Annotated in this window: 17 protein-coding genes and 1 riboswitch; of the genes, 12 read left to right on the top strand and 5 right to left on the bottom strand. The window is 38.4% G+C overall.

From position 1 onward, the window contains the following. Positions 1-72: 72 nt before the first annotated feature. Positions 73-495 (bottom strand): hypothetical protein, encoded by a 423-nt coding sequence (locus tag MUA90_RS00915; RefSeq protein ID WP_262587743.1) that lies wholly within the window; start codon positions 493-495, stop codon positions 73-75. Between the two features lie 94 nt (positions 496-589). Here MUA90_RS00915 and MUA90_RS00920 point away from each other — a divergent pair, with 94 nt between their 5' ends. Further along, entirely contained in the window at positions 590-1,066 is a 477-nt protein-coding gene (locus MUA90_RS00920; protein ID WP_262587744.1) for a peptide-methionine (S)-S-oxide reductase, read from the top strand. 97 nt (positions 1,067-1,163) lie between these two features. Here MUA90_RS00920 and MUA90_RS00925 read toward each other — a convergent pair whose 3' ends face one another. Next, positions 1,164-1,349: a hypothetical protein gene (locus tag MUA90_RS00925; RefSeq protein WP_105993909.1), complete on the bottom strand. Its 186-nt coding sequence runs from the start codon at positions 1,347-1,349 to the stop codon at positions 1,164-1,166. 92 nt (positions 1,350-1,441) lie between these two features. On the opposite strand from MUA90_RS00925, the gene MUA90_RS00930 reads away from it, so the two are divergent. The 3 genes from MUA90_RS00930 (at position 1,442) to MUA90_RS00940 (ending at position 8,256) form a co-directional block, all read left to right on the top strand. Next, on the top strand, positions 1,442-3,490 hold the full coding sequence (locus tag MUA90_RS00930; RefSeq protein ID WP_262587746.1) for a Mur ligase family protein: 2,049 nt from the start codon (positions 1,442-1,444) through the stop codon (positions 3,488-3,490). A gap of 275 nt (positions 3,491-3,765) precedes the next feature. Next, complete coding sequence (locus MUA90_RS00935; RefSeq protein ID WP_262587747.1) at positions 3,766-6,561, top strand: fibrinogen-binding adhesin SdrG C-terminal domain-containing protein; 2,796 nt, start codon at positions 3,766-3,768, stop codon at positions 6,559-6,561. 69 nt (positions 6,562-6,630) lie between these two features. Further along, positions 6,631-8,256 (top strand): poly(glycerol-phosphate) alpha-glucosyltransferase, encoded by a 1,626-nt coding sequence (locus MUA90_RS00940; RefSeq protein WP_262587749.1) that lies wholly within the window; start codon positions 6,631-6,633, stop codon positions 8,254-8,256. A gap of 40 nt (positions 8,257-8,296) precedes the next feature. Here MUA90_RS00940 and MUA90_RS00945 read toward each other — a convergent pair whose 3' ends face one another. Both MUA90_RS00945 and MUA90_RS00950 read right to left on the bottom strand, forming a co-directional pair. Then, on the bottom strand, positions 8,297-9,601 hold the full coding sequence (locus MUA90_RS00945) for an LLM class flavin-dependent oxidoreductase (RefSeq protein ID WP_262587751.1): 1,305 nt from the start codon (positions 9,599-9,601) through the stop codon (positions 8,297-8,299). A gap of 13 nt (positions 9,602-9,614) precedes the next feature. Beyond that, a complete protein-coding gene (locus MUA90_RS00950; protein ID WP_262587752.1) occupies positions 9,615-10,367 on the bottom strand; it encodes a 3-oxoacyl-ACP reductase in 753 nt (250 codons plus the stop codon). 105 nt (positions 10,368-10,472) lie between these two features. Next, a riboswitch (TPP riboswitch) is annotated at positions 10,473-10,574 on the bottom strand. A gap of 149 nt (positions 10,575-10,723) precedes the next feature. Here MUA90_RS00950 and MUA90_RS00955 point away from each other — a divergent pair. The 4 genes from MUA90_RS00955 to MUA90_RS00970 all read left to right on the top strand — a co-directional run bounded on the left by MUA90_RS00955 (position 10,724) and on the right by MUA90_RS00970 (position 13,981). Next, positions 10,724-10,951 carry a hypothetical protein gene (locus tag MUA90_RS00955; RefSeq protein WP_262587753.1) on the top strand — a complete coding sequence of 76 codons (228 nt, stop codon included), beginning with the start codon at positions 10,724-10,726 and terminating at the stop codon, positions 10,949-10,951. Between the two features lie 151 nt (positions 10,952-11,102). After that, on the top strand, positions 11,103-12,518 hold the full coding sequence (locus tag MUA90_RS00960) for a YfcC family protein (protein ID WP_262587755.1): 1,416 nt from the start codon (positions 11,103-11,105) through the stop codon (positions 12,516-12,518). Positions 12,519-12,555: 37 nt separating this feature from the next. Beyond that, entirely contained in the window at positions 12,556-12,927 is a 372-nt protein-coding gene (locus MUA90_RS00965) for a YbgA family protein (protein WP_262587756.1), read from the top strand. Positions 12,928-13,117: 190 nt separating this feature from the next. After that, complete coding sequence (locus MUA90_RS00970; RefSeq protein ID WP_240430844.1) at positions 13,118-13,981, top strand: phytoene/squalene synthase family protein; 864 nt, start codon at positions 13,118-13,120, stop codon at positions 13,979-13,981. A gap of 55 nt (positions 13,982-14,036) precedes the next feature. Here MUA90_RS00970 and MUA90_RS00975 read toward each other — a convergent pair whose 3' ends face one another. Then, complete coding sequence (locus MUA90_RS00975) at positions 14,037-14,462, bottom strand: pyridoxamine 5'-phosphate oxidase family protein (RefSeq protein ID WP_262587758.1); 426 nt, start codon at positions 14,460-14,462, stop codon at positions 14,037-14,039. Positions 14,463-14,583: 121 nt separating this feature from the next. On the opposite strand from MUA90_RS00975, the gene MUA90_RS00980 reads away from it, so the two are divergent. The 4 genes from MUA90_RS00980 to MUA90_RS00995 all read left to right on the top strand — a co-directional run bounded on the left by MUA90_RS00980 (position 14,584) and on the right by MUA90_RS00995 (position 20,470). After that, entirely contained in the window at positions 14,584-15,765 is a 1,182-nt protein-coding gene (locus tag MUA90_RS00980) for a glycerate kinase (RefSeq protein WP_262587759.1), read from the top strand. 281 nt (positions 15,766-16,046) lie between these two features. Beyond that, the gene (locus tag MUA90_RS00985) at positions 16,047-17,318 is read left to right on the top strand and encodes a YhgE/Pip family protein (RefSeq protein WP_262587761.1); all 1,272 of its coding nucleotides are present in this window, start codon (positions 16,047-16,049) and stop codon (positions 17,316-17,318) included. A 228-nt stretch (positions 17,319-17,546) separates the two neighbouring features. Continuing rightward, a complete protein-coding gene (locus tag MUA90_RS00990; RefSeq protein ID WP_262587763.1) occupies positions 17,547-17,999 on the top strand; it encodes a MarR family winged helix-turn-helix transcriptional regulator in 453 nt (150 codons plus the stop codon). Between the two features lie 365 nt (positions 18,000-18,364). Continuing rightward, positions 18,365-20,470, top strand: coding sequence for a hypothetical protein (locus tag MUA90_RS00995; RefSeq protein ID WP_262587765.1), 2,106 nt, complete (start codon positions 18,365-18,367; stop codon positions 20,468-20,470). The last annotated feature ends 51 nt before the right edge of the window (positions 20,471-20,521 follow it).

Raw genomic sequence — 20,521 nt, forward strand, 5'->3', positions numbered from 1 at the left:
ATAAAAGTTCGATATATTAATTGTATGGCTGCCTATCTATTTTCTCAAATTATCAGGTAATAACCTTAAGTATTAACGCTTTTGATACCAGAAGTATTTCTCGAAACGTAGAATAAATGCGACTAAGAAAATAAAGATAGTATGCCCGAGCATCCAAACAAAATAGTCGCTCCAATAAAATTGATATTTTGGATTTACAGACCAATTAATCAATGACAGATAAATGACCGCAAACAGTACAATAATAATTAAAATTCCGGCAGGATAGACATAAGAATCGCGTATGCCTTGAAAGACAACGTAAATCAATGTGGTGAAAATAATGTGAAAGATAAATTTGAAACAGAAATTCGCATATTCAAATACAGGGATAAAATCAACATTCAGCAGCAAATCTGCGAGTGAATGGGTATAAAATAAGTCAGTAAGGCTAAAGAATGCATATAAAGATACGGATAAGATGAGTATCGCAACAATATGATACAGTGTTTTCATAAGAGGTCACACCCTTTTGTATGTGTCAGGTGACATTGAGCGTACCATACTTTAGTGAATTTTGGAAAAATATTGTAGAAAGCAGTTGTTTAAAATGAAGGAAATTATATATCTTGCAGGTGGATGCCTATGGGGTGTCCAAGCCTATGTTAAAACCTTGCCAGGTGTGCTGGATACGGAAGCGGGCCGTGCTAACGGAACCTCAAATCAATTAGAAAGCGACTATGATGGTTATGCAGAGTGCGTCAAAACTACTTTTGATACAACACAAACCAGCGCTAAAAAGTTAACAGCACAGCTTTTTAAAGCAATAGATCCTTATAGTATAAATGCACAAGGAGAAGATACAGGACCTAAATACCGTACAGGTATTTACAGTGAAAATCCTGAACATTTAGCACAAGCTAAAGCGTATATTAATCAAAGAGGTGACACTGCCCGCATAGTAGTGGAAGTCTTGCCTTTAACCAACTACATCCCGAGTGCGGATGGGCATCAAGACTATCTGGACCGTCATCCAGAGGCCTATTGCCATATCCCGAAAGCATTGTTTCAACAACACAAAGACTAGGAAAAGTATTCACAGTCAGAATGCTTTTCCTAGTCTCAGAAACAAAATACATAATTGTTTAAGTTGTGATATAGTAACGTTAATTTAGTTTCACTGTTTAGAAAAAGAAATGGAGTAATCTATAAAGTCCTAAACCGAGAACTACAATAAGCACGATTAATCTTGGTTTGGTGAAGATGATGCTTTTTTTCTTCTTTTCATCTTCTTTAGGGTCATAGTTTCTCAGCTCTTCTTCAATTTCTTGGTTGATTTGATCTAGACTTTTATCATTATCTGTTGCCATTATCAAAAGCCTCCAGTTTTTTTGAAGTTATTAACTATACATTAAACCATAGGGCTTTGAGAATGCAAAATTATCATTTACCGGGGGTCATCATGTATACATTAGAAACGATTGCACAAATCTTAGAGACAGAACTGCTGGATGCACAAGGAAAAGCACATCAAGTGATAGATGATTTTGAATATCAAATGCTGCATGTTAAGTCGCCTTCCACAGCGTTTATTTCTATTAGCGAAGCGTCGTGGCAAAAGTACTTGAAGAAATCAAAAGTCATGCGAGAAGGCAATGCGCAAATCCCTAAGGATGTTTCAAATATTGGTTTAATAATCACTGAACAGTATGTAGAAGACTTAACACATAAGATTCCGCAAATTGTAGTGAAGAACAGTATTAAAGCGATGAAAACTTTAGCCTTGCACATTAGAAGCCGTTACCGTAATCCATTAGTTGCCCTAACAGGTTCTATGGGAAAAAGCTCGACACGTTTAATGCTAGGGGCAGAGTTAGCACCTTTAAACGTCCAACAAAATCGAGGCAACAGTAATACGAGAAGTGCCATTTATTTACATATGTGCAAATTAGCTTCTAATCCTGATATTGCGATATTTGAAACCTCTTTAAATGCGTTGAATAATCGCGGAAACATGGCGAAAGTATTAAAGCCGCACATTGCAATTGTGACAGGTATCGGTTCAGCACATTTATCGACAATCGGTTCGACACAAGAGATTGTAAAATTCAAATCGCGTATTTTTGAAGGGCTGAACGCAGAAGGTATTGCAATCTATAATGGTGACACGCTGCATCATGATGTATTAAGAGAGACGGCCGCAACCTATACAAAGCACGTCTATCGCTATAGCACGAAAGATGCGACAGCGGATACTTATGCTGAAGAGATAACACCTGTTAAAAAAGCAGTAAAAGTCACGACTAATGACGGTTATACATTTGAAGTGCCTTCTGTCAGTAAAGGGATGGTTGAGAATGCTTTAGCAGTGTTATTGACGCTCAAACATTTGAATGTGGATGTGAAAGAAAAGCTCAATCATTTAGCTCAAACACAACTCTTTAAGAAAGTTTTGGAATTCAGAACCGTGAAAAGCGATTATGAACAGGCGACAGTCTTAGATGATACACATAATGCATCTTTACCGGCGATGTTGAATGCGATTGATGCCTTTAATTCACAAAGCCCATTTTTTAAGGGGCATAAAATTATAGCGTTGGGTCAAATCAGTGATTTAGGCGATCAAACAGATCGTGTTCACGCTGAATTGGTACCAGCTTTGGAACAATCAGAAGCGGATTATATTTTATGTATGGATAAGCCTTTGCGTAAAGTGGTTAATAAGGTCAAAGGAAAGCATATTACATGGTATCAAAATCAGGATTTGATGCTGAAAGACTTATGCTATTTGTTAAATCAGGATGCATTGGTGTTGATGAAATCTTCTGTTACACAAACAGACTTCCCGAAAGTTGCTGCACGTCTGCAAGGTGCGTTTTTGCATTATGAGAGAAGCGGCGCAGAAGATGCTCATTTTACAGAAACAGCACGAAAAGGCCGTGCTTATGTCATTTATGATTTAGAAACAGGCGAAATAGCAGCGCAAGATAACATGAATCAATCTGCGACAATCGAAGGACTTGCGCCTATTCTTTATTACTTAGATGCGAAACAGCGTGGGATCAATAATTACCACCTTAACCTCAAACAATGGCCGACGAATAACCACCAATTCTATGAAGGGCTTGAAATGACATGGGAGGCTTTAGTTGAAGCTATGACAGATACACCGCACGCATCGTTAGTCTATCAATTAGCAGATGAGCTTTATGAAAGTCATAAAGCGAGAAAAGCTTATGTGCAGTCTGTCATTAAGCAATTGCGTTTAACGGATTCTGTTGCGATTAATTTAACAGGACGTTTTAGAATAAAAGAGCGTCAAAATTTCACGGTTCGTGATTTGTCAACTTTACTAAAACAATATGGCGCGCAGTTATATGATAATTCTAAGAGCGGTATAGTAATAGGCGAATATGGTAAACACGGTATCTTGAAAGAAGGAAATAACGCGATAGTATTTACGGGTTTGGAAAACGAAGATGAAGCACGTCAGCTTCTTCAAAAAGTCTGAAGTAACATTCAGGCTTTTGTTTTTCCTTATAATTTAAAAGCAGCCTAGTAAATAAGGAGTTGCGGATGATTTTAATTTATTACATATAAATAATAAAACAATCTAAATATTAAAGTCTTTAATCAAATCCGATTAATTGCATGTTATTAGTCTTGTAAAATTTAATTGTGTCTGTTCTGAAACAATTGTACCAAATTAATAAAATTGCGTTTATTAGTTGTGCACTTGTGCAATTGTATAAGGTACCACTTTTTAATTTTTTTAGGAGGGATTTTTTGAATAATCAGGACTTTTTCAAGAAACGTAATCGCTATTCCATTCGTAAAATCACAGCAGGGGCAGCCTCAGTTATTGTAGGGGTGACTTTATTTGCGAATGCGAATGAGGCAGACGCAGCTGAAACAACGACAAACACCAATGAATCAACAAATCCTACTACACAAACAAGTACATCAGCTGACACAGCACCAACGACAGATACAAACCAAACACAAGATGCACAAGCACCAACAGCTGACACAGCAGCACAACAAGACACTGCCGCTCAAAAGCCAGCTGAAACAGACACAACAACAGCGCCTACTGAACAGTCGACAGACACAACTGCAGATCAAACTGCATCAACAGATGCACAAAAACCAGCAGCTGATACTGCGGCTTCAGAACAACCAGCGCCAGCTGAAAATACTGCAACATCAACAGAACAGCCAAAAGCTGATACAACTCAAACAACAGAACAACCGACAGAAAAAACAGCAGAACAACCAGCAACAGAGCAGCAATCAGCTACAGCATCAAAAACTGATAGTGCTCAACCAGCAGCTGATTCAGAAACAAATACATCAACACCAGCAGAACAACCAACACAAAATACATCTACTACAAGTGCAAAAGAAACAGCAGCACCTGCAGCGCCGACTGAAGCACCAACAACAGAACCTTCAGTTGCGCCAACTGCAGATAATCAAACAACACAAGCACCTAATGCGGATCAAGCACCGGCAGAACAACCAACAGCAGAACAATTTACTGCACAAGCAGCACCGACAGATGCTGTAAACCAACAACCTGCTTATGATCCGAATGCAGCACAAGTTTCAGATGAGAACACTGCTGAAAATGCGACTTTAGGCGATACTTCTGGTCAAACAGATTTAGCAAACGCTTCTAAATCAGCACAAGACTATTCAAATCAAAAAGACAGTTCTGAAGCACTTGCGACATCACCTAATACAACCGCAAGATTCGCAGCACCAACATCTCAAGAAGGTACAGCTGCACAAACATATGCATTAGCAGCCGCAACACCAACAGGTACTAATGTAAATGATCAAGTACAAGCTTCAGACATTCAATTAAGTCCAAACACTATCCAAGCTAACGACAGTGAATCAACTGCAATGTCTGCGAATTTACAAGTAAACGATAGTGTCAAATCAGGTGACTACTTCGATGTAAAATTCCCGCAGTATTTAAACTATTACGGTAATACAACACGGAACACTGCAATTATTCCTGACTTAATGAATGGCGAGGAAGTAGTCGCTTCAGGTCAATTCAATGAAGCTGACAATTCATTGCGTTATACATTTACAGATTATGTAGATACACATGATAATGTGACAGGTAAATTCAATATTCCGTTATATGCTGACCGTCAACAAGCACCAACTTCAGGTACTTACCCAGTTACTACAACAGTTGCCGGCGAGCCATACAGCACAAATGTTGATATCAATTACAGAGTTTCTGATTCTCAATATCCATCTAACGTAGACTCATTCATCGTATCAGCGGATAACCAAACAGGTGATTACCAACAAGTTGTATATGTGAACCCTCAAGGCAAACAATCTTACAATGCTAAAGTGAACTTATACAACTACTGGCCGAACACTGCAGATGGTACACCAGCTGACAGTTCAGCACAATTAAATCCAAGCGTAACTAACTACAAAATCTATGAAGTAAGAAATGGTGAAACACTTAACCCAAGTTTCTACTTTGACGAAACAAATCCAAACTTCGTAGATGTAACAGACAGAACAGATGGACCATATAACTTCAATCCGCAATACTCAACAACAGCTGACGGCGGACAAATGTTAACATTAGATTTCAAAGACTTGCCATCAAACGGCAGCCGTTATGTCATTGTATTAAACAGTAAAGCAGAAGAAGGTTCATACCAAGAAATCAAAACAAGAGCAGAAATGGTTTCTGATGCGACAAACGATGGGCAAGGTCACACTTACTACACTTGGGACAACTACAACGTATACAATAGTGGTTCAGGCGACTTAATCGGTGACGATACTGATGCCGACGCAGATGCCGACGCTGATGCAGATGCAGATGCCGACGCTGATGCCGATGCGGATGCTGACGCCGATGCGGATGCTGACGCTGACGCTGACGCCGATGCGGATGCTGACGCCGACGCAGATGCCGATGCTGATGCGGATGCCGAGGCCGATGCTGACGCCGATGCTGACGCCGATGCTGACGCCGATGCTGACGCCGATGCAGATGCAGATGCTGACGCCGATGCTGACGCCGATGCGGATGCGGATGCCGACGCTGACGCTGATGCCGACGCCGATGCTGACGCTGACGCCGATGCAGATGCTGACGCTGATGCCGATGCGGATGCGGATGCCGATGCTGATGCCGATGCCGACGCCGATGCTGACGCTGATGCAGATGCCGACGCTGATGCCGACGCTGACGCTGATGCGGATGCAGATGCTGACGCTGATGCCGATGCCGATGCCGACTCAGATTACCCTAATGAACCAACTGAACCAGTAAATCCTGATGAGCCGGGTGAACTAGGACAACCGTCTGAACCAGGACAACAAGGTGAACCTGCTGGTCCAACGCCAGAACAAGGTGTTGAAAATGGTTCAAATGGTGAACAACCAAGCCATGCTGAAGGTAATGGAGATAAAGAATTACCTGATTCAGGTGAAGAAAATAATAATAAACAAGCTACTTTATTCGGTAGTCTATTCGCAGCACTAGGTTCTGCACTATTATTAGGACGCCGTAAGAAAGATAAGAAACAATAATTCTATTTGAATAGTGGGCTGGACGATGTCCGGCCCATTTATACATATTTAATAAGAAGGGGTTTGGCCATGATGATAAACAACGAGATTGAACAAGTACTACAAAAAGCAGATCAACAATTGTTAGGCAAAGATTATGTGTTTGTGAGTTTAGGCAATCCAAATATGAAAGCGGTCGTTAAGCTGTTGAAAAACTCCAACAATCTTAAAAGAGATATTGTGAAACAATATGATCAGTTTAAAAAGAAAGCTGGAAAATATCCTCAATGGGTCAAGATTGATTTTGTTTATCGTACGAGGGATATTGTATTTGAAGAGGTCAAACGCGATTTGGAGGAAACACGTCGTAATTATATAGATTACGGTATCGCTTATGACCAAAATTGGAATTTGGCTTTTATGGCAGAAGAAATCAACATCAATGCATTTGTCAGACCTACGAAAGATAAAAAGAAATTCTTCTTATCAGAAGACAATATCAATAATTATTTAAAAAAGTATACGAAACATAAGCAGTTTTATAAACATCAAGATTATGCTGGAAAGCCTATCACAACGTTTTATACGAAAGGCTATTTTATCGAAAATCATGAAGTGTATGAGTTAGGAGCAGAGGGACGAGAAAAAGGATTGCGTAAAGTAGATAATTTATCTCGTGAGATTGATAAGATGTTAGAAACTTCTACGGATCATTTAGTGAATGAATTACAACCTAACGGAAAATTCTTCTATGGCTACTTCCCGCACTTTGATAAGAAAATCAGCTTTTATAACAATTTGAGACATGCTTCATCTACTTATGCTTTGATGGAAGGACTGCATTATTTAAATAAAGACATCAGTGTGGCTGAAAAGGCGATAGATTATTTAATAGATAATTATTTGTTTGAACAAAAAGGCATAGCACATATTTTCGATGACACTAAAAACATCAATGAAATTAAACTAGGTCAAAATGCGGCGTTTATCTTTGCGGTCTGCGAGTATTTGAAAATCAAACCTGATAATGAGAAGTATTTAGAAGCAGCACAAAAAGTGGCAGAAGGTATTCTCTCTATGATAAATCAAGAAACGGCTGAAACGATACATGTTTTGCATTATCCAAGCTTAGAAGTCAAAGAACAGTTTCGTGTGATTTATTATGATGGAGAAGCCGCATTAGGATTATTGCGTCTCTATCAAATCGATAACAACGAAAAATGGTTAGATACTGTAAGAAGTATGTTTGATCGATTTATTAAAATGAATTACTGGAAGAACCATGACCATTGGTTAGGTTATTGTACGAATGAATTAATTCAAATAGACCCTAAAAAAGAATATATTGAGTTCGGAATCAGAAATGTTTCCAGCTATCTAGACTTTATCAAACATCGTATTACAACGTTCCCGACTTTCTTAGAGATGCTGATGGCGACGTATCATATTATTAGAAAAGCAAGAGAAAATGGATATGGAACACTTGTCGACCAACTCATCAATGTAGATGCACTCATGGAAACCATTCATACCCGTGCAGATTACCAGCGAACAGGTTATTTCTATCCTGAACTAGCAATGTATTTTAAGAACCCAAAACGTATCCTAGGTTCATTCTTTATCAAACATCATGGTTACCGTGTCAGAATTGATGACATTGAGCACTATATTTCAGGTTACGTTCAATATCAAAAAGTATTTAAAGAGAATGAATAATACGATAGGCCATGCTTCACAGGGAGGCATGGCCTATTTATTAAACTCCTAAATGTTCTCTGAACGTATGTCCTTCATATGATGTACGGTAGATTCCGCGCTTTTGCAGTTCTGGAACAATGAGATTGACGAAATCTTCTAAGCTTCCTGGCAGAGTTGGAGGCATGAGATTGAAGCCATCTGCGACACCTTCGTTGAACCAGTGTTCCATTTCATCGACGATTTCTTTTGGTGTACCGATCAGTGTGAGATGACCGCCGCCTGCATTAAGGTAGCCGAGCAATTCACGTACGGTCGGATCTGTATCGCGGATGATTTCTAAGACTGTTTCATATCTTCCGACAGGTCCTGTAAATTCTGAAACAGGGGGCAGTTCTGGTACTTTCTCATCTAATGCCCATTTAGAACAATCTTGTTGAACAAAGAAGCTGAGTTGATTTAATGCTGTTTCAATAGGAAGCAGGTTGTCTAATTCAGCTTTCTTCGCAAGTGCTGCTTCACGTGTTTCAGCGACATAAGTCACAAGACCTGGGAATACTTTAAGTTCGCGGTCAGTCTGTCCAGAGGTCTTAATTTCATCATCTAAACGTTGTCTGAACTGCTTTGCTTGTTGGATATTCCATGACACAGAATAAACAGCATCCGCATATTTCACAGCTAAAGCGACACCTTGTTTAGAGGCACCTGCTTGCATGGCAACGGGTTTGCCCTGAGGACTGCTTGGTGTAGATAGCGGGCCGCGTACTTGGAAATTGTCGCCTTTATGCTGGAATGGTTGAATGTGTTCAGCGTCAATCAGCTGATTGTTTGTGCGGTCATGTTTAAAGTCATTCACAGACCAAGATTCGAATAATTGATTCATTACTTCTGCGAATTCATCTGCGACCGCATAACGTTCAGCGTGATTCGGAAGTCCTTCCATACTGTGATTTTGTGCTTCGATATCTGTCATGGATGTGACTAAGTTCCAACCTACACGTCCGTTAGTTATATGGTCCAAACTTAAAAGCTGCCTTGCGGCAGTGTAAGGATTAGAGAACGTACTGGAAATAGTAGACACCAAACCAACATGTTTTGTGACTTGTGATATCGCTGTTAAGTTGACGATAGGGTCAAACCAGAATGCGGGCATGGTTGTGTCGTTATTTGCGGGAAAAGATTGATTATCCGCAAAGAAAACAGCATCGAAATAACCGCGCTCTGCGATTTGTGCGAGTGTTTGATAATATTGGATGGTTCCGATTTGTTCAATACTGGAATCAGGCATTAACCAAGTTGCCTGATGATGGCCAGTACCATATAATAATACGCCTATATGCAACTGTCTCTCTTTTGGTACAGGCATGTTGTTTCACCTCTTAGTTCATTGTTAAGCCGCCATCGACTGTAATGTTTTGTCCTGTAATACCGTCTGCTTGTTTTGAAACTAAATACGCCACCATATTTGCGACATCTTGCGGTGTCGTTACTTTGCGCAGTGGTGTAGTTTGAGCAATTAAATCAAAGACTTCTGGTGTTGTTGCGGAACTTGCATCGGTAGTTTTAAGCAAACCGCCGGATACTACATTCGCATTGATACCGTATTGGCCTAATTCAGCGGCGATATTGCGCGTAAAACCGATTAAGGCAGCTTTTGCAGTTGTATATTCGTGATAAGGAACAACTGGGTTTTGATATAAATTAGTACCGATAGATACGACAGTACCGCGTTGGCGTTCCATAAATTGAGGGATGACACTTTGAACGACATTGAACGCAGCTTTTAAAGTGCCGTCGATTTGTGTTTGATAGTCTTCCCAATCCATATCTTTGAATGCTTTTTGGGCAGTCGGATCAAATTTGAATCCGATTAATGCATTATTGACAACGCCGTCAATTTGACCGAAAGCTTTCGTACCTTCTTGTACTAAGCGTTCTACATCTTCACGCTTTGTGACATCTGCTTGAATTGCGACGGCACGTTCATTACCGATTTCTTCTGCGAGTGCTTTTGCTGCTGCTTCGCTTTGATTGTAGTTAATGATGACATTAAAACCTTGTGTGCCTAAAGTACGGCTGATCGCTGCACCTAAGCCGCGTCCGCCGCCTGTTACTAATATTGTTCTTGCCATAATCATTCGCTCCCTTTATGAAATTAGACATAAAAAAATACACACCTGCAAAACAGCTGTGCGTAAAAGAGCGAGACAAAATCCTATTATAAGACATACTACATTTGCCGCTATCTCACACTTTCCTACGCTAGTTTCAGCTAGATCAGGTTCAAAGGGTCTGAGGCAAGGCCTCATCTCAGTTTTAAAACGCCCCTAGTGCATTATTCTTGTCATTACACTCAATGTATCGAGTTTCATATAACGTGTCAAGAAAGTGTGGTTTTGTTTCAAATAGTAAAAAAGCATGAACAGAAATGTTATGATGAAATGGAATAAAAAATATGGGATAACCCTGCAGAATTGGAGTGAGTGGAATGTTCTGGTTAGGTATGTCATTCCCTTTATTAGCAATTATCTTTATTGTGTTCGCAGTACGTGAAGAAAAGCAGCGTAAAATAAGACAACAAGAAAAAGAAGCTAAATGGGAAGCACAAAAACAACAAGAAGCAAAAGCTCAAAATGAAACACAGCGTGTCGAAAATGAAACAAAATCTGAGACACAAACTACAGAAGAAACGACAACTTCAGACAACCAAAAATAAGGAAAAAAAGCTGACCGAAAATACAACGGTCAGTTTTTATATGTAATGGCGCACGACTGTTCCTAAAAATTAATACGACTATTCCTGATGGATTAGGTTATATAATTTAAAATAAGAAAATTCAGATAATAACTGAGTTGGGGGAATGTGTATGAAAGAAAAGGGACAGAAGCATTCAGAGGATCAAACGTCTAAATTCAAACTGAAGACACCGCACACCTATGCATTATTAATGATGATTATTGCGGTGGCTTGCGTGTTAACTTACGTTATTCCGGCAGGTGAATACAAACGTGTAGATAAGGGCGGCCAGACTTTAGTGGTCCCGGGGTCTTATCATGAAATTGCACAGCATGGTGTCGGCTTTTTGGATTTGTTCAGAGCAGTACCTGAAGGGTTATTGACTGGTGGAGAGATTGTCTTTTACATCTTCTTAGTCGGCGGTGCATTTGGAATTGTACATCGAACAGGTGCGTTTGAAAACGGCATTAACCGTGCGATTCAAGTTTTAGGTTCTTCAAAAATTTTGATGATTCCTTTAACCATGATTGGCTTCTCGGTATTAGGTTTCTCTATAGGTTTAGCCGAAGAAACGATTATTTTTGTGCCGATCGGTGTCTTGATTGCACGTACGTTAGGTTATGATGCGATGACAGGTGCAGCGATGGTCATATTGGGTGCTGCAAGCGGATTTATCGGCGGTATGCTTAATCCATTTACGGTCGGAGTGGCTCAAACTGTCGCAGAATTACCGATGTTCTCAGGTTGGGGTTTACGTTCAATTATTTACTTATTCATACTGGCCGCCGCAATTACATGCGTCATGTTGTATGCACGTAAAGTAAAACGCAATCCAAAGAAAAGTATTGTCTATGAACTTGAACAATCTGAAGGCAACAGTCATGAAGCAGTAGATTATGGCCGCTTTACCAAACGACAAGCACTCGCTTTATTAATGATTATCTTTGCGATTATTTTTAATGTCTATGGTATCTTTACGTATGAATGGAGCTTTAATCAAATGAGTGCCAATTTTGTACTGGCAGGTTTAATTGCCGGACTGATCAGCGGATTAGGCTTGAATGGCACATTCGATGCAATGATTGAAGGCATGAAAGACATTTTATTCGGAGCGATGATTGTAGGATTTGCGAAAGGGATTGTCGTGATTTTAGAACAAGGGAAGATTATTGATACGATTATTCACGCTATGACAACCTTGCTCAATGATGTCCCGTCATCTATTGTGATTATTGTCATGTTTATTTTCCAATTCTTCTTAAACTTCTTTATTCCGTCAGGTTCAGGCCAAGCACTGACAACGATGCCATTGATGGTTCCGATTTCTGATTTGCTGGATATTAACCGACAGCTGACCGTTTTAGCATTCCAGTACGGTGATTCCATCAGCAACGTCTTATTCCCGACTTCTGCTATTTTGATGGGAGCGTTGGCAGTCGCGAAGATTTCATATATACAATGGCTCAAATTTGCGTGGAAACTGATTTTGCTTTGGGGTATTATTTGTGCCGTCGCGATGTCGATTGCGTTGCTTGTCGGCTATTAGTAAAGAGAAAACGAACGATAGAAGAGGAGCATAGATAGTGAGTCAATATACAAAAGAAAAGCTGTGGCGCACCTACAAATATGAAGTCATGTGGCACAGTCAAAAGCAGTATCAGCTGATTCGCGATAAGATGAAAGAAAATATCAGTGAAGCGGAATTAGACAATTTGATCACAGCTGCTTTAGCTATAACACCGACCTCAGGGTCTGTCATCAATACATCTGATCATATGTGGGGATACTTTAAGAAGACTGCGGATGAAAAAGAAAAAGCACAGCACAAAGTACTCAAATCAGAGTATCTTCAAGGACAAACTACACAGGAAGATTTACTGCGATTTATCAGAAATCTTGCACAAAAATACGATAGTACTTACTTGTTGAATAGCTCATTTTTGAAAAAAGGGTGACAATCTTTCATTCAGTCATAAATATTTACACAAATGTACAGGTTATTAAATGACATTCACAGTGTTTTCAATTAGTATGAGACACAAGTTCAAAATATATAAACCCAGCAAAAACTGCGGAATAACTTTATAAATATCCATTTAGGGTATATATCCCTGTGATGAATATAGACAACAAGGTGTGATTTGAGTGGAACAATTAATAAATGAGGATTATGAATATTGCAGGCAAATTATGGAGGAGTACTCTAAGACTTTCTCTTATGCTTTTAACAGTCTGCCTGAGGCAGAACGTAAAGCAGTCTGGGCAATTTATGCCGTTTGTCGAATGATAGACGACAGTATAGATGAATATGAAGATCCAAAACGCTTGGATCAAATTCGCCATGATTTAGAAATGATTTATCAAGGCAATTCACAAGATGCAGCATTTCAAAGCAATGCTTCCGTAATGCGTGCATTTCGCGATACTTTACAATCTTACCCAGTCCCATTACATGCATTTACTACATTAATGGACTATGTACAAAGCGATTTGACGATGACTGCTTTAGAGACAGATGAGGAACTTTATGCCTATTGCTACGGTGTGGCAGGTACCATCGGCGAACTTTTAACGCCGGTATTAGCTTATGAAGCACATTATAAAACTGCCGATAAAGTTGGAATCGAACTCGGTAAAGCACTTCAAATCACTAATATCTTACGTGATGTCGGAGAAGATTTTGAGAACGACCGTATTTATTTAAGTGCAGAACGCTTAAAAGCTTATAATGTGGATTTGAAGGAAAACTTCGAACATGGTGTGACACAAAACTATATTGATTTGTGGGAAAGCTATGCTAAAGATGCAGATGCTATGTATGAGAATGCATTAAGTCATTTGGATTACTTCCATGAAGAAGCACGTCCGATTATTGAAGTGGCCGCAAAAGCGTATCGCGAAATTTTAGAAGTTGTACGCAAGAAAAAATATTCCTTGCATCAACGTGCATACGTCAGTCGTTTGAAAAAAGGACAAATTTATCGACGTGTCATGAAATCTTATAAATAATATAAAATCAGCACGCAATTCTAGGAGTTGCGTGCTGATTTATGCGTTTTAAAGTTTAATCAAACTCTACTAATTGAGGTACGTCTTCACTGTCGCTGTTCATTAGGCGAATCGAACGCGGCATGGCACGAATGACACAGAGTCTCGGATCAGACTTATTGTTGAAGAAGCTTTTATCAGATTCTTCCCAAATCCAATCAATGACATCAGGATCTTCTGTGACTTCTAAGTCTGCATAGATTTCTAAGAAACTGTGATTTTTAGTATCGTCATATCCTAGTAAAATATGTGCAACTGGATTATTTTCTATCTCTTCGATTTTCAATGAATCTCTGCTTGTTTTCGTATATAAGTCGAATTCTTGGTCATAGAAAATCATATAACGGCTGTCAGGTACATTTTCATGTGCAGTAGAAAGTACCCCGATACGGGATTTTTTCATGATATCTTTAATCTTTTTCAATACAACTTGTCTGTCCATTTTTCTTCACCTCGACATTTAAATACCCAAGAATAATGTCACTTAAAAGTTGTGTCATATAAGCATATTTTGTGATGTATTAAAAAGCGGATATAATGAAGTTAAGTAAGGAGGAAGCGGTATGGTTATTCATAAAGTAGTGATTGCGCCGGATGCATTTAAAGAATCATTAACAGCAGCAAACGCAGCGCAAGCAATCGAACAAGGTATGCGTGCGGTGCTGTCGGATTCAGTCGTATATGATAAAGTTCCGATGGCAGACGGTGGAGAAGGGACGATGCAGTCCCTGCATGATGCTTTAGGCGGTACATTTCATACTGTAAAGGTCATAAACGCAGCAGGCGGTATTATCCCAGCGACGTATTCATATGTCTCGCATACAAAGACCGCAATCATTGAATTAGCAGAAGCCTCAGGGTTAGAAAAAGTTCGGCGTACCAAGCGTAATCCTTTAATAACATCGACCTATGGAACTGGACAATTAATTGCGGCTGCACTTGATCAAGGTGCAAAAAAAGTCATTTTAGGGATAGGCGGAAGTGCCACGAATGACAGCGGAACAGGTATGATGAAAGCTTTAGGTGTAAAGTTTTTAGATGATTTCTCTCATGAATTGCCTGAAGGCGGTGCTGCGCTTGCACACTTATCGCATATTGATATGTCACAATTGGATCCGCGTTTAACAGATGTCGTTTTTGAAGTAGTATGCGATGTAGACAATCCGTTGCTCGGGCCGCATGGCGCAACTCATACTTATGCGAAACAAAAAGGTGCGAATACAGATGATATTACACAGCTTGAAGCGGCACTGTCTCGCTATAATCAAGTACTTATACAAACGTTTAATCATGACTATTCGACAGTTCCGGGGGCCGGTGCTGCAGGCGGAACTGGAATTGCTTTAGTCGCATTTTTAGCTGCACAACTATCGAGAGGTATTGATGTCGTTTTACATGAAACAAAGTTAGAACAAAGACTCTCAGATGCTGATGTTTGTATAACCGGCGAAGGCAAAATCGATCAGCAGACCATTTACGGCAAGATCCCGATCGGTGTCGCAAAAGCTGCCAAACAATTCGACTTGCCTGTATATGCATTGTGCGGTGTGACAGGAGAAGGGTATGAAGCGGTAAAAGCACATGGGATTGATACCGTCATGAGTATTACAGGATTAGATGATCGCCCGCAAAGTATAAAACCGCATCCTCCTATTCACAAACAAGATGCGATAGACCATGCTTTTGAACATTTAGAACAATTAGGGTATGAAGCAGGAAAATGGATTAAAGAGAACGCTGAATAAAAGGCGTTCTCTTTATTTTTTCTTAAAAATTTTGTAACCGATTACTTGTTGAGCATGCAAGTCTTCAGGAGAAAACAGAAGAAATGTACTCGAAATAAGATGGGAGTTTATTGTTGACATTGATTAACTATGCGTTTATTATTATAAAATGTACACGGGGTGTACAATTAAAAATAACAATATTGAATGAGAAAAATACAACGTGAAAGTGCAGTGATTAGCCTTTTGCGTTTAAAAATCAATAATAGTACATGGGGTGTACTATAAAAGGAGTAAGTAATATGTGGAATGAATTCAAATTCATTAAAAACAATAAGATGTTAATTGTCGCATTGATTGCGATTGGTTTATTGCCGCTGATATATGTGGCACTCTTCGTAGGTTCGATATGGGATCCTTATGATAAAACAGACAATTTGAAAATAGCGATTGTAAACGAAGATAAAGCCGCAGAGTTTCAAGGCAAACAAATTACTATAGGCGATGACTTAGTAGATAAGCTGAAAGATAATAAAGACTTTAAATTCCAAGAGACATCTAAAGCAACAGCAAAGAAAGAACTAAGAAAAGGTAAATCTATCGGGACGATTATTATTCCAGAAGATACTTCTAAGAATGCGACTACATTATTAAGCAAGCATCCTAAGAAAATAGAGTTAGAAACACAAGTCAATCCAGGCTCCAGTTATACAGGCAGCCAAGCAGCGCAAAAAGCGATTGATACTGTGACTAAATCGATGCAGAACAATGTAAGAGCGAAATATTTAGATGAATTGTTTGCGGCGAATAAAGAGTCCAAACAAGGTTATGCGGACACTTCTAATGCACTAGGACAAATGTCAGATGCTGAAGGGCAATTAATCGATGGTAATGAACAAGTTACTTCAGGTTTAAAACAAATGGCACCTATGGCAGGTCCGCAAGGCGAACAACTCGTTCAAGGCAATGAAAAGGTAACAAACGGTTTAGAACAGTTGAAACAAAATAACGATCAACTTAAACAAAAAATCGATGACGCAGTGAAAAAACAAACGAATGTCCACTTTGAAAACGAAAATGAAAAAGCGTTGAATGACATTGAAAAAGTCACAGAAAACAATCCGACTAAAGCAGACCATTATGGCGAAACAGTCTTGCCTTACATGGCAAGTGTGGGACTCTTTGTAGGTGCAGTTTCCTTTGCGGCTATCTATCCGTTGACGAAAACATTACGTAAAGAGACAGCACCATGGAAACAATTTACCGGCAAAGTATTACTATATGTCTTGCAAGGGGCATTCAGTGCATTAATGTTAAGTCTGTGGGTCATCTTCGGACTTGGTTTAGAGATTCAAAATCTAGGCAAATTCTTGCTTGTCGGTTTCTTATGGGGCATTTCATCACTCGCAGTCACATCGTTATTGGTCTTATTCTTAGACCGTGTCGGACTGTTCTTGTCGATGTTATTGCTAGTCTTGCAGCTAAGTTCGAGTGAAGGTATGTTCCCGATTGAAATGTCAGCCGCATTCTTTAGATTTATTCACCCGTTCTCTCCTATGTCTTATGCGATATAAGGTTACAGAGAAGCGATATTTACTAATGCCGGACACTTCAGTTTCGGTTTCGTGATGGCAGTCTTAGGCGGTATTGCCATTGGTGCGTTATTGATACAATATCTTGTATTAGTTTGGTTCAATAAACGCGGCAAACCTTTAATTCAAATGAAATTCAACTAATGATAAATCTGTGCAGAACGATTAGAATAATAAGTGAATGAATATATAGAGAACGGAGGCGCACCGATGAGTTACGACATGGAAGAAGCACTGACAAGGTTTGATATTTCCTTAATGAATATTAATAAAACTATTTCAGAAATGCTTCAAGAAGCAGGGCTTCAGTATACAGTATCTCGTGAACAATTAGAGGCATTGATTATTATTCACACGTACCGCAGGCTGACGATTAATGAACTTGCTCAAAAGCAAGGTATCTTTAAGACAGCCGCATCTAAAAGAATTTACAAGCTTGAGAAAATCGGATTGGTGCAGCAAGCACCTTCTGAAAACAAACGCATCAAATTAATGGAAATGACAGAAGAAGGCGCACAATTTCTTGTCGATGTGAAACGCAAAATGGCACACATTGTAGAAGATGCGTTGGATGGCCAATTAACTACAAAAGAAATTGTCCGCTTTGTCGATCAGCTTCAAATTATTGAGGAAGCTTTGAAACATCGCAGAGCATCATTATAAGGTGACAAGCATCGCAAGGGTATGATTGCGGTGCTTTTTTATTTATACACAATTTTATGGTGAATTCAATTGAAGTAATATGAATATACGTAACAAGATAGTATTCCTCAAAATTTTTGTTGTATTGCAAGGAATATGTTTATATAATAAATTTATTGATACTGGCAACAGTTGAAGAGGTGTAATTTAATTTAGGAGCTGTTTAATATTATGGGATTTTTTGGAATGCTTTTGTTAGTAGGTATGTCTATACTGATATTTAAAAAACTAATTTTTCTTTAATAATTTCAATTGGTTTATCAATAGCTATATCTATTGCATTATCAATCTTAATGGGAGTTTTTATTTTAATTGGTTTTTTACCAATGTTAGTTTTAATTGTAGTAGGAATAGGAACGGTTTATTTTCTTTATAAGAAACAAGAAACGGATTGGAAGAAAAAAGAATTTTCCCAATTATCTGCTGTGGAAATAGCAAGGGAAATAACCGAGTTTGCAACTCAAGGGGATATGGTTTTAGAGAATATTCCTATAAATAGAGCAGAATATTTTAATATGGATTCAAAACTTAAATACTCAGATGATGTATATCCGATTATTTATAATGCTCAACCTGCGAAAAATGAAATGACTTTTGTAGAATACGGATATCTTATCACTACTAATGAGTTGGTATATAAGTGGCAAGTAAGAAATAAAGAATCGAAAAATAAAAATGATAAATATACTTTCGAAAAACATTCTATCTCTATGTCAGGGTTGTATAAACAGTATAGTTTGTTCAATCACTTGATTTTATTTTATATTGATAATCACAAACCGATTATAATAAAAAACCCTCCAGTCATATTTGAAAAAGTAATAGATTATGTTATAGCTTCTGGTTGGAGTAAGCAGGCTGAATCTATTTTGCAAGATAAAGCTATTGATATAGAGAAAACTGTTGAACTGGAACAACAGATTGAAAAAGTTGAGAAATCATTTTTAGAATTGAAAAAGCAAACCCAACAAAAAGAGTGGAATAAAAACTTCATCAACGCTCAAACGCTTTCCTATGTAAAAGGGAATATTGGAGAAATAAATGCCAATGCTATAAATTCAAGGTTTAGCAAACAATCAAAAAATCCTAATGTCAGTGCGAAAGGTCATGGATTTGTAGGTGAACAGGCAGGAAATGTATATGACCGTCTTTTCTTAAAAAATGCTATTCCTTTAGGAACGAAAAGAGATACTAAAACTCAGCGTATCATAAAAAACGGTGCAGATAGACAAGTCAACAATATGCTAATACAAACTAAATTTTGTAAGACTGCTGGAAAGTCTATTGGTCAGGCATTTTACAATGATGGTCCGAAATATATAAACCATAAAACTGGTAAAATGATGCAAATAGAAGTGCCTAAAGAACAGTATTCTCAAGCAGTCAAAATTGTAGAGAAAAAAATAAGACAGGGATTAGTACCGGGAGAAACTAAAGCGACAGCTTCCAAAAATGCACATAAATATGTTAAAAAATCCCCAATGACGTATGAGCAAGCTCAAATTGCTACTACTAGCATCTTTGATAGACGTAGTCAATCGCTTATTGAGACTGGATCAAATGTTAAAAAAGAAGTTACTTTTAGGCAAAAGCTAATGTATTCTGCTGGTTTAGATTTTTTCACAGGGGCTACTATTGCATTACCTTCAAGTATTATCTCAGGTGTTTGGGTATATTGTTCATGCAAATGGAATGGTTTAGAAGAGGAAGATGCTAGGAAGCAAGCTCTAATGGGTACAATTAAACCTATTGTGTTCTCTGGATTTACTTATATGATTGCAAGCCAATTTGCAGGAAGCCATATCGGAAAAAATATTGGTGAGAAAGCTATTGCTTCAAAATTTTTGAAAAATATTAATACTGATGGTCAAGCTACTAAAATGATTACAGGCAGTACCTTAACATTAATAAGTGTAGGTGTCACTGTAGGTCCTGATGTTTATAACTTTTTAAGAGGCAGAATATCTTCAAAAAAAATAATTAAAAATACATTAACTTCAGGTATAGGTGGGGTAAGTGGATTAGCTGTAGGTGCTGCGTTAGGGTCTTTCGTACCAGTAGTAGGGACTTTTGTCGGTGGAATGGCAGGAAGTGCAATGGGTACAATGATTAGTAAAAAAGTTTTTGATGGCTTTATTGAAGACGATGCTGTAGCTATGCTCAGAATTGCAAAAGAAGAATTTATTCAAAACGTAATTTTTGCCGGGCTTACACAAGAGGAATTTAATAAGATAATGGAAGATACATTCTTAAAGAAAGATTTTGATAAGGTATTGAAGATTATGTATGCGAGTGGTGATGCGCGAGAGTTTATTAAAAAAACTTACATGGATTTAATTAGCCAAGCATATAGTGCCAGACCATTACCTGATGCGGAAGAAGTGGGTGATTATCTCAGAGAAATGTACACTGCTCAAGCAGAAATAGCTTAGTTTATTATGATTTTATAAATTTTAAAAATTAAAATACAGTTTATAAGTATC

It is taken from the genome of Staphylococcus sp. IVB6181 (assembly GCF_025561445.1).
Taxonomy (GTDB): Bacteria; Bacillota; Bacilli; order Staphylococcales; family Staphylococcaceae; genus Staphylococcus; species Staphylococcus simulans_B.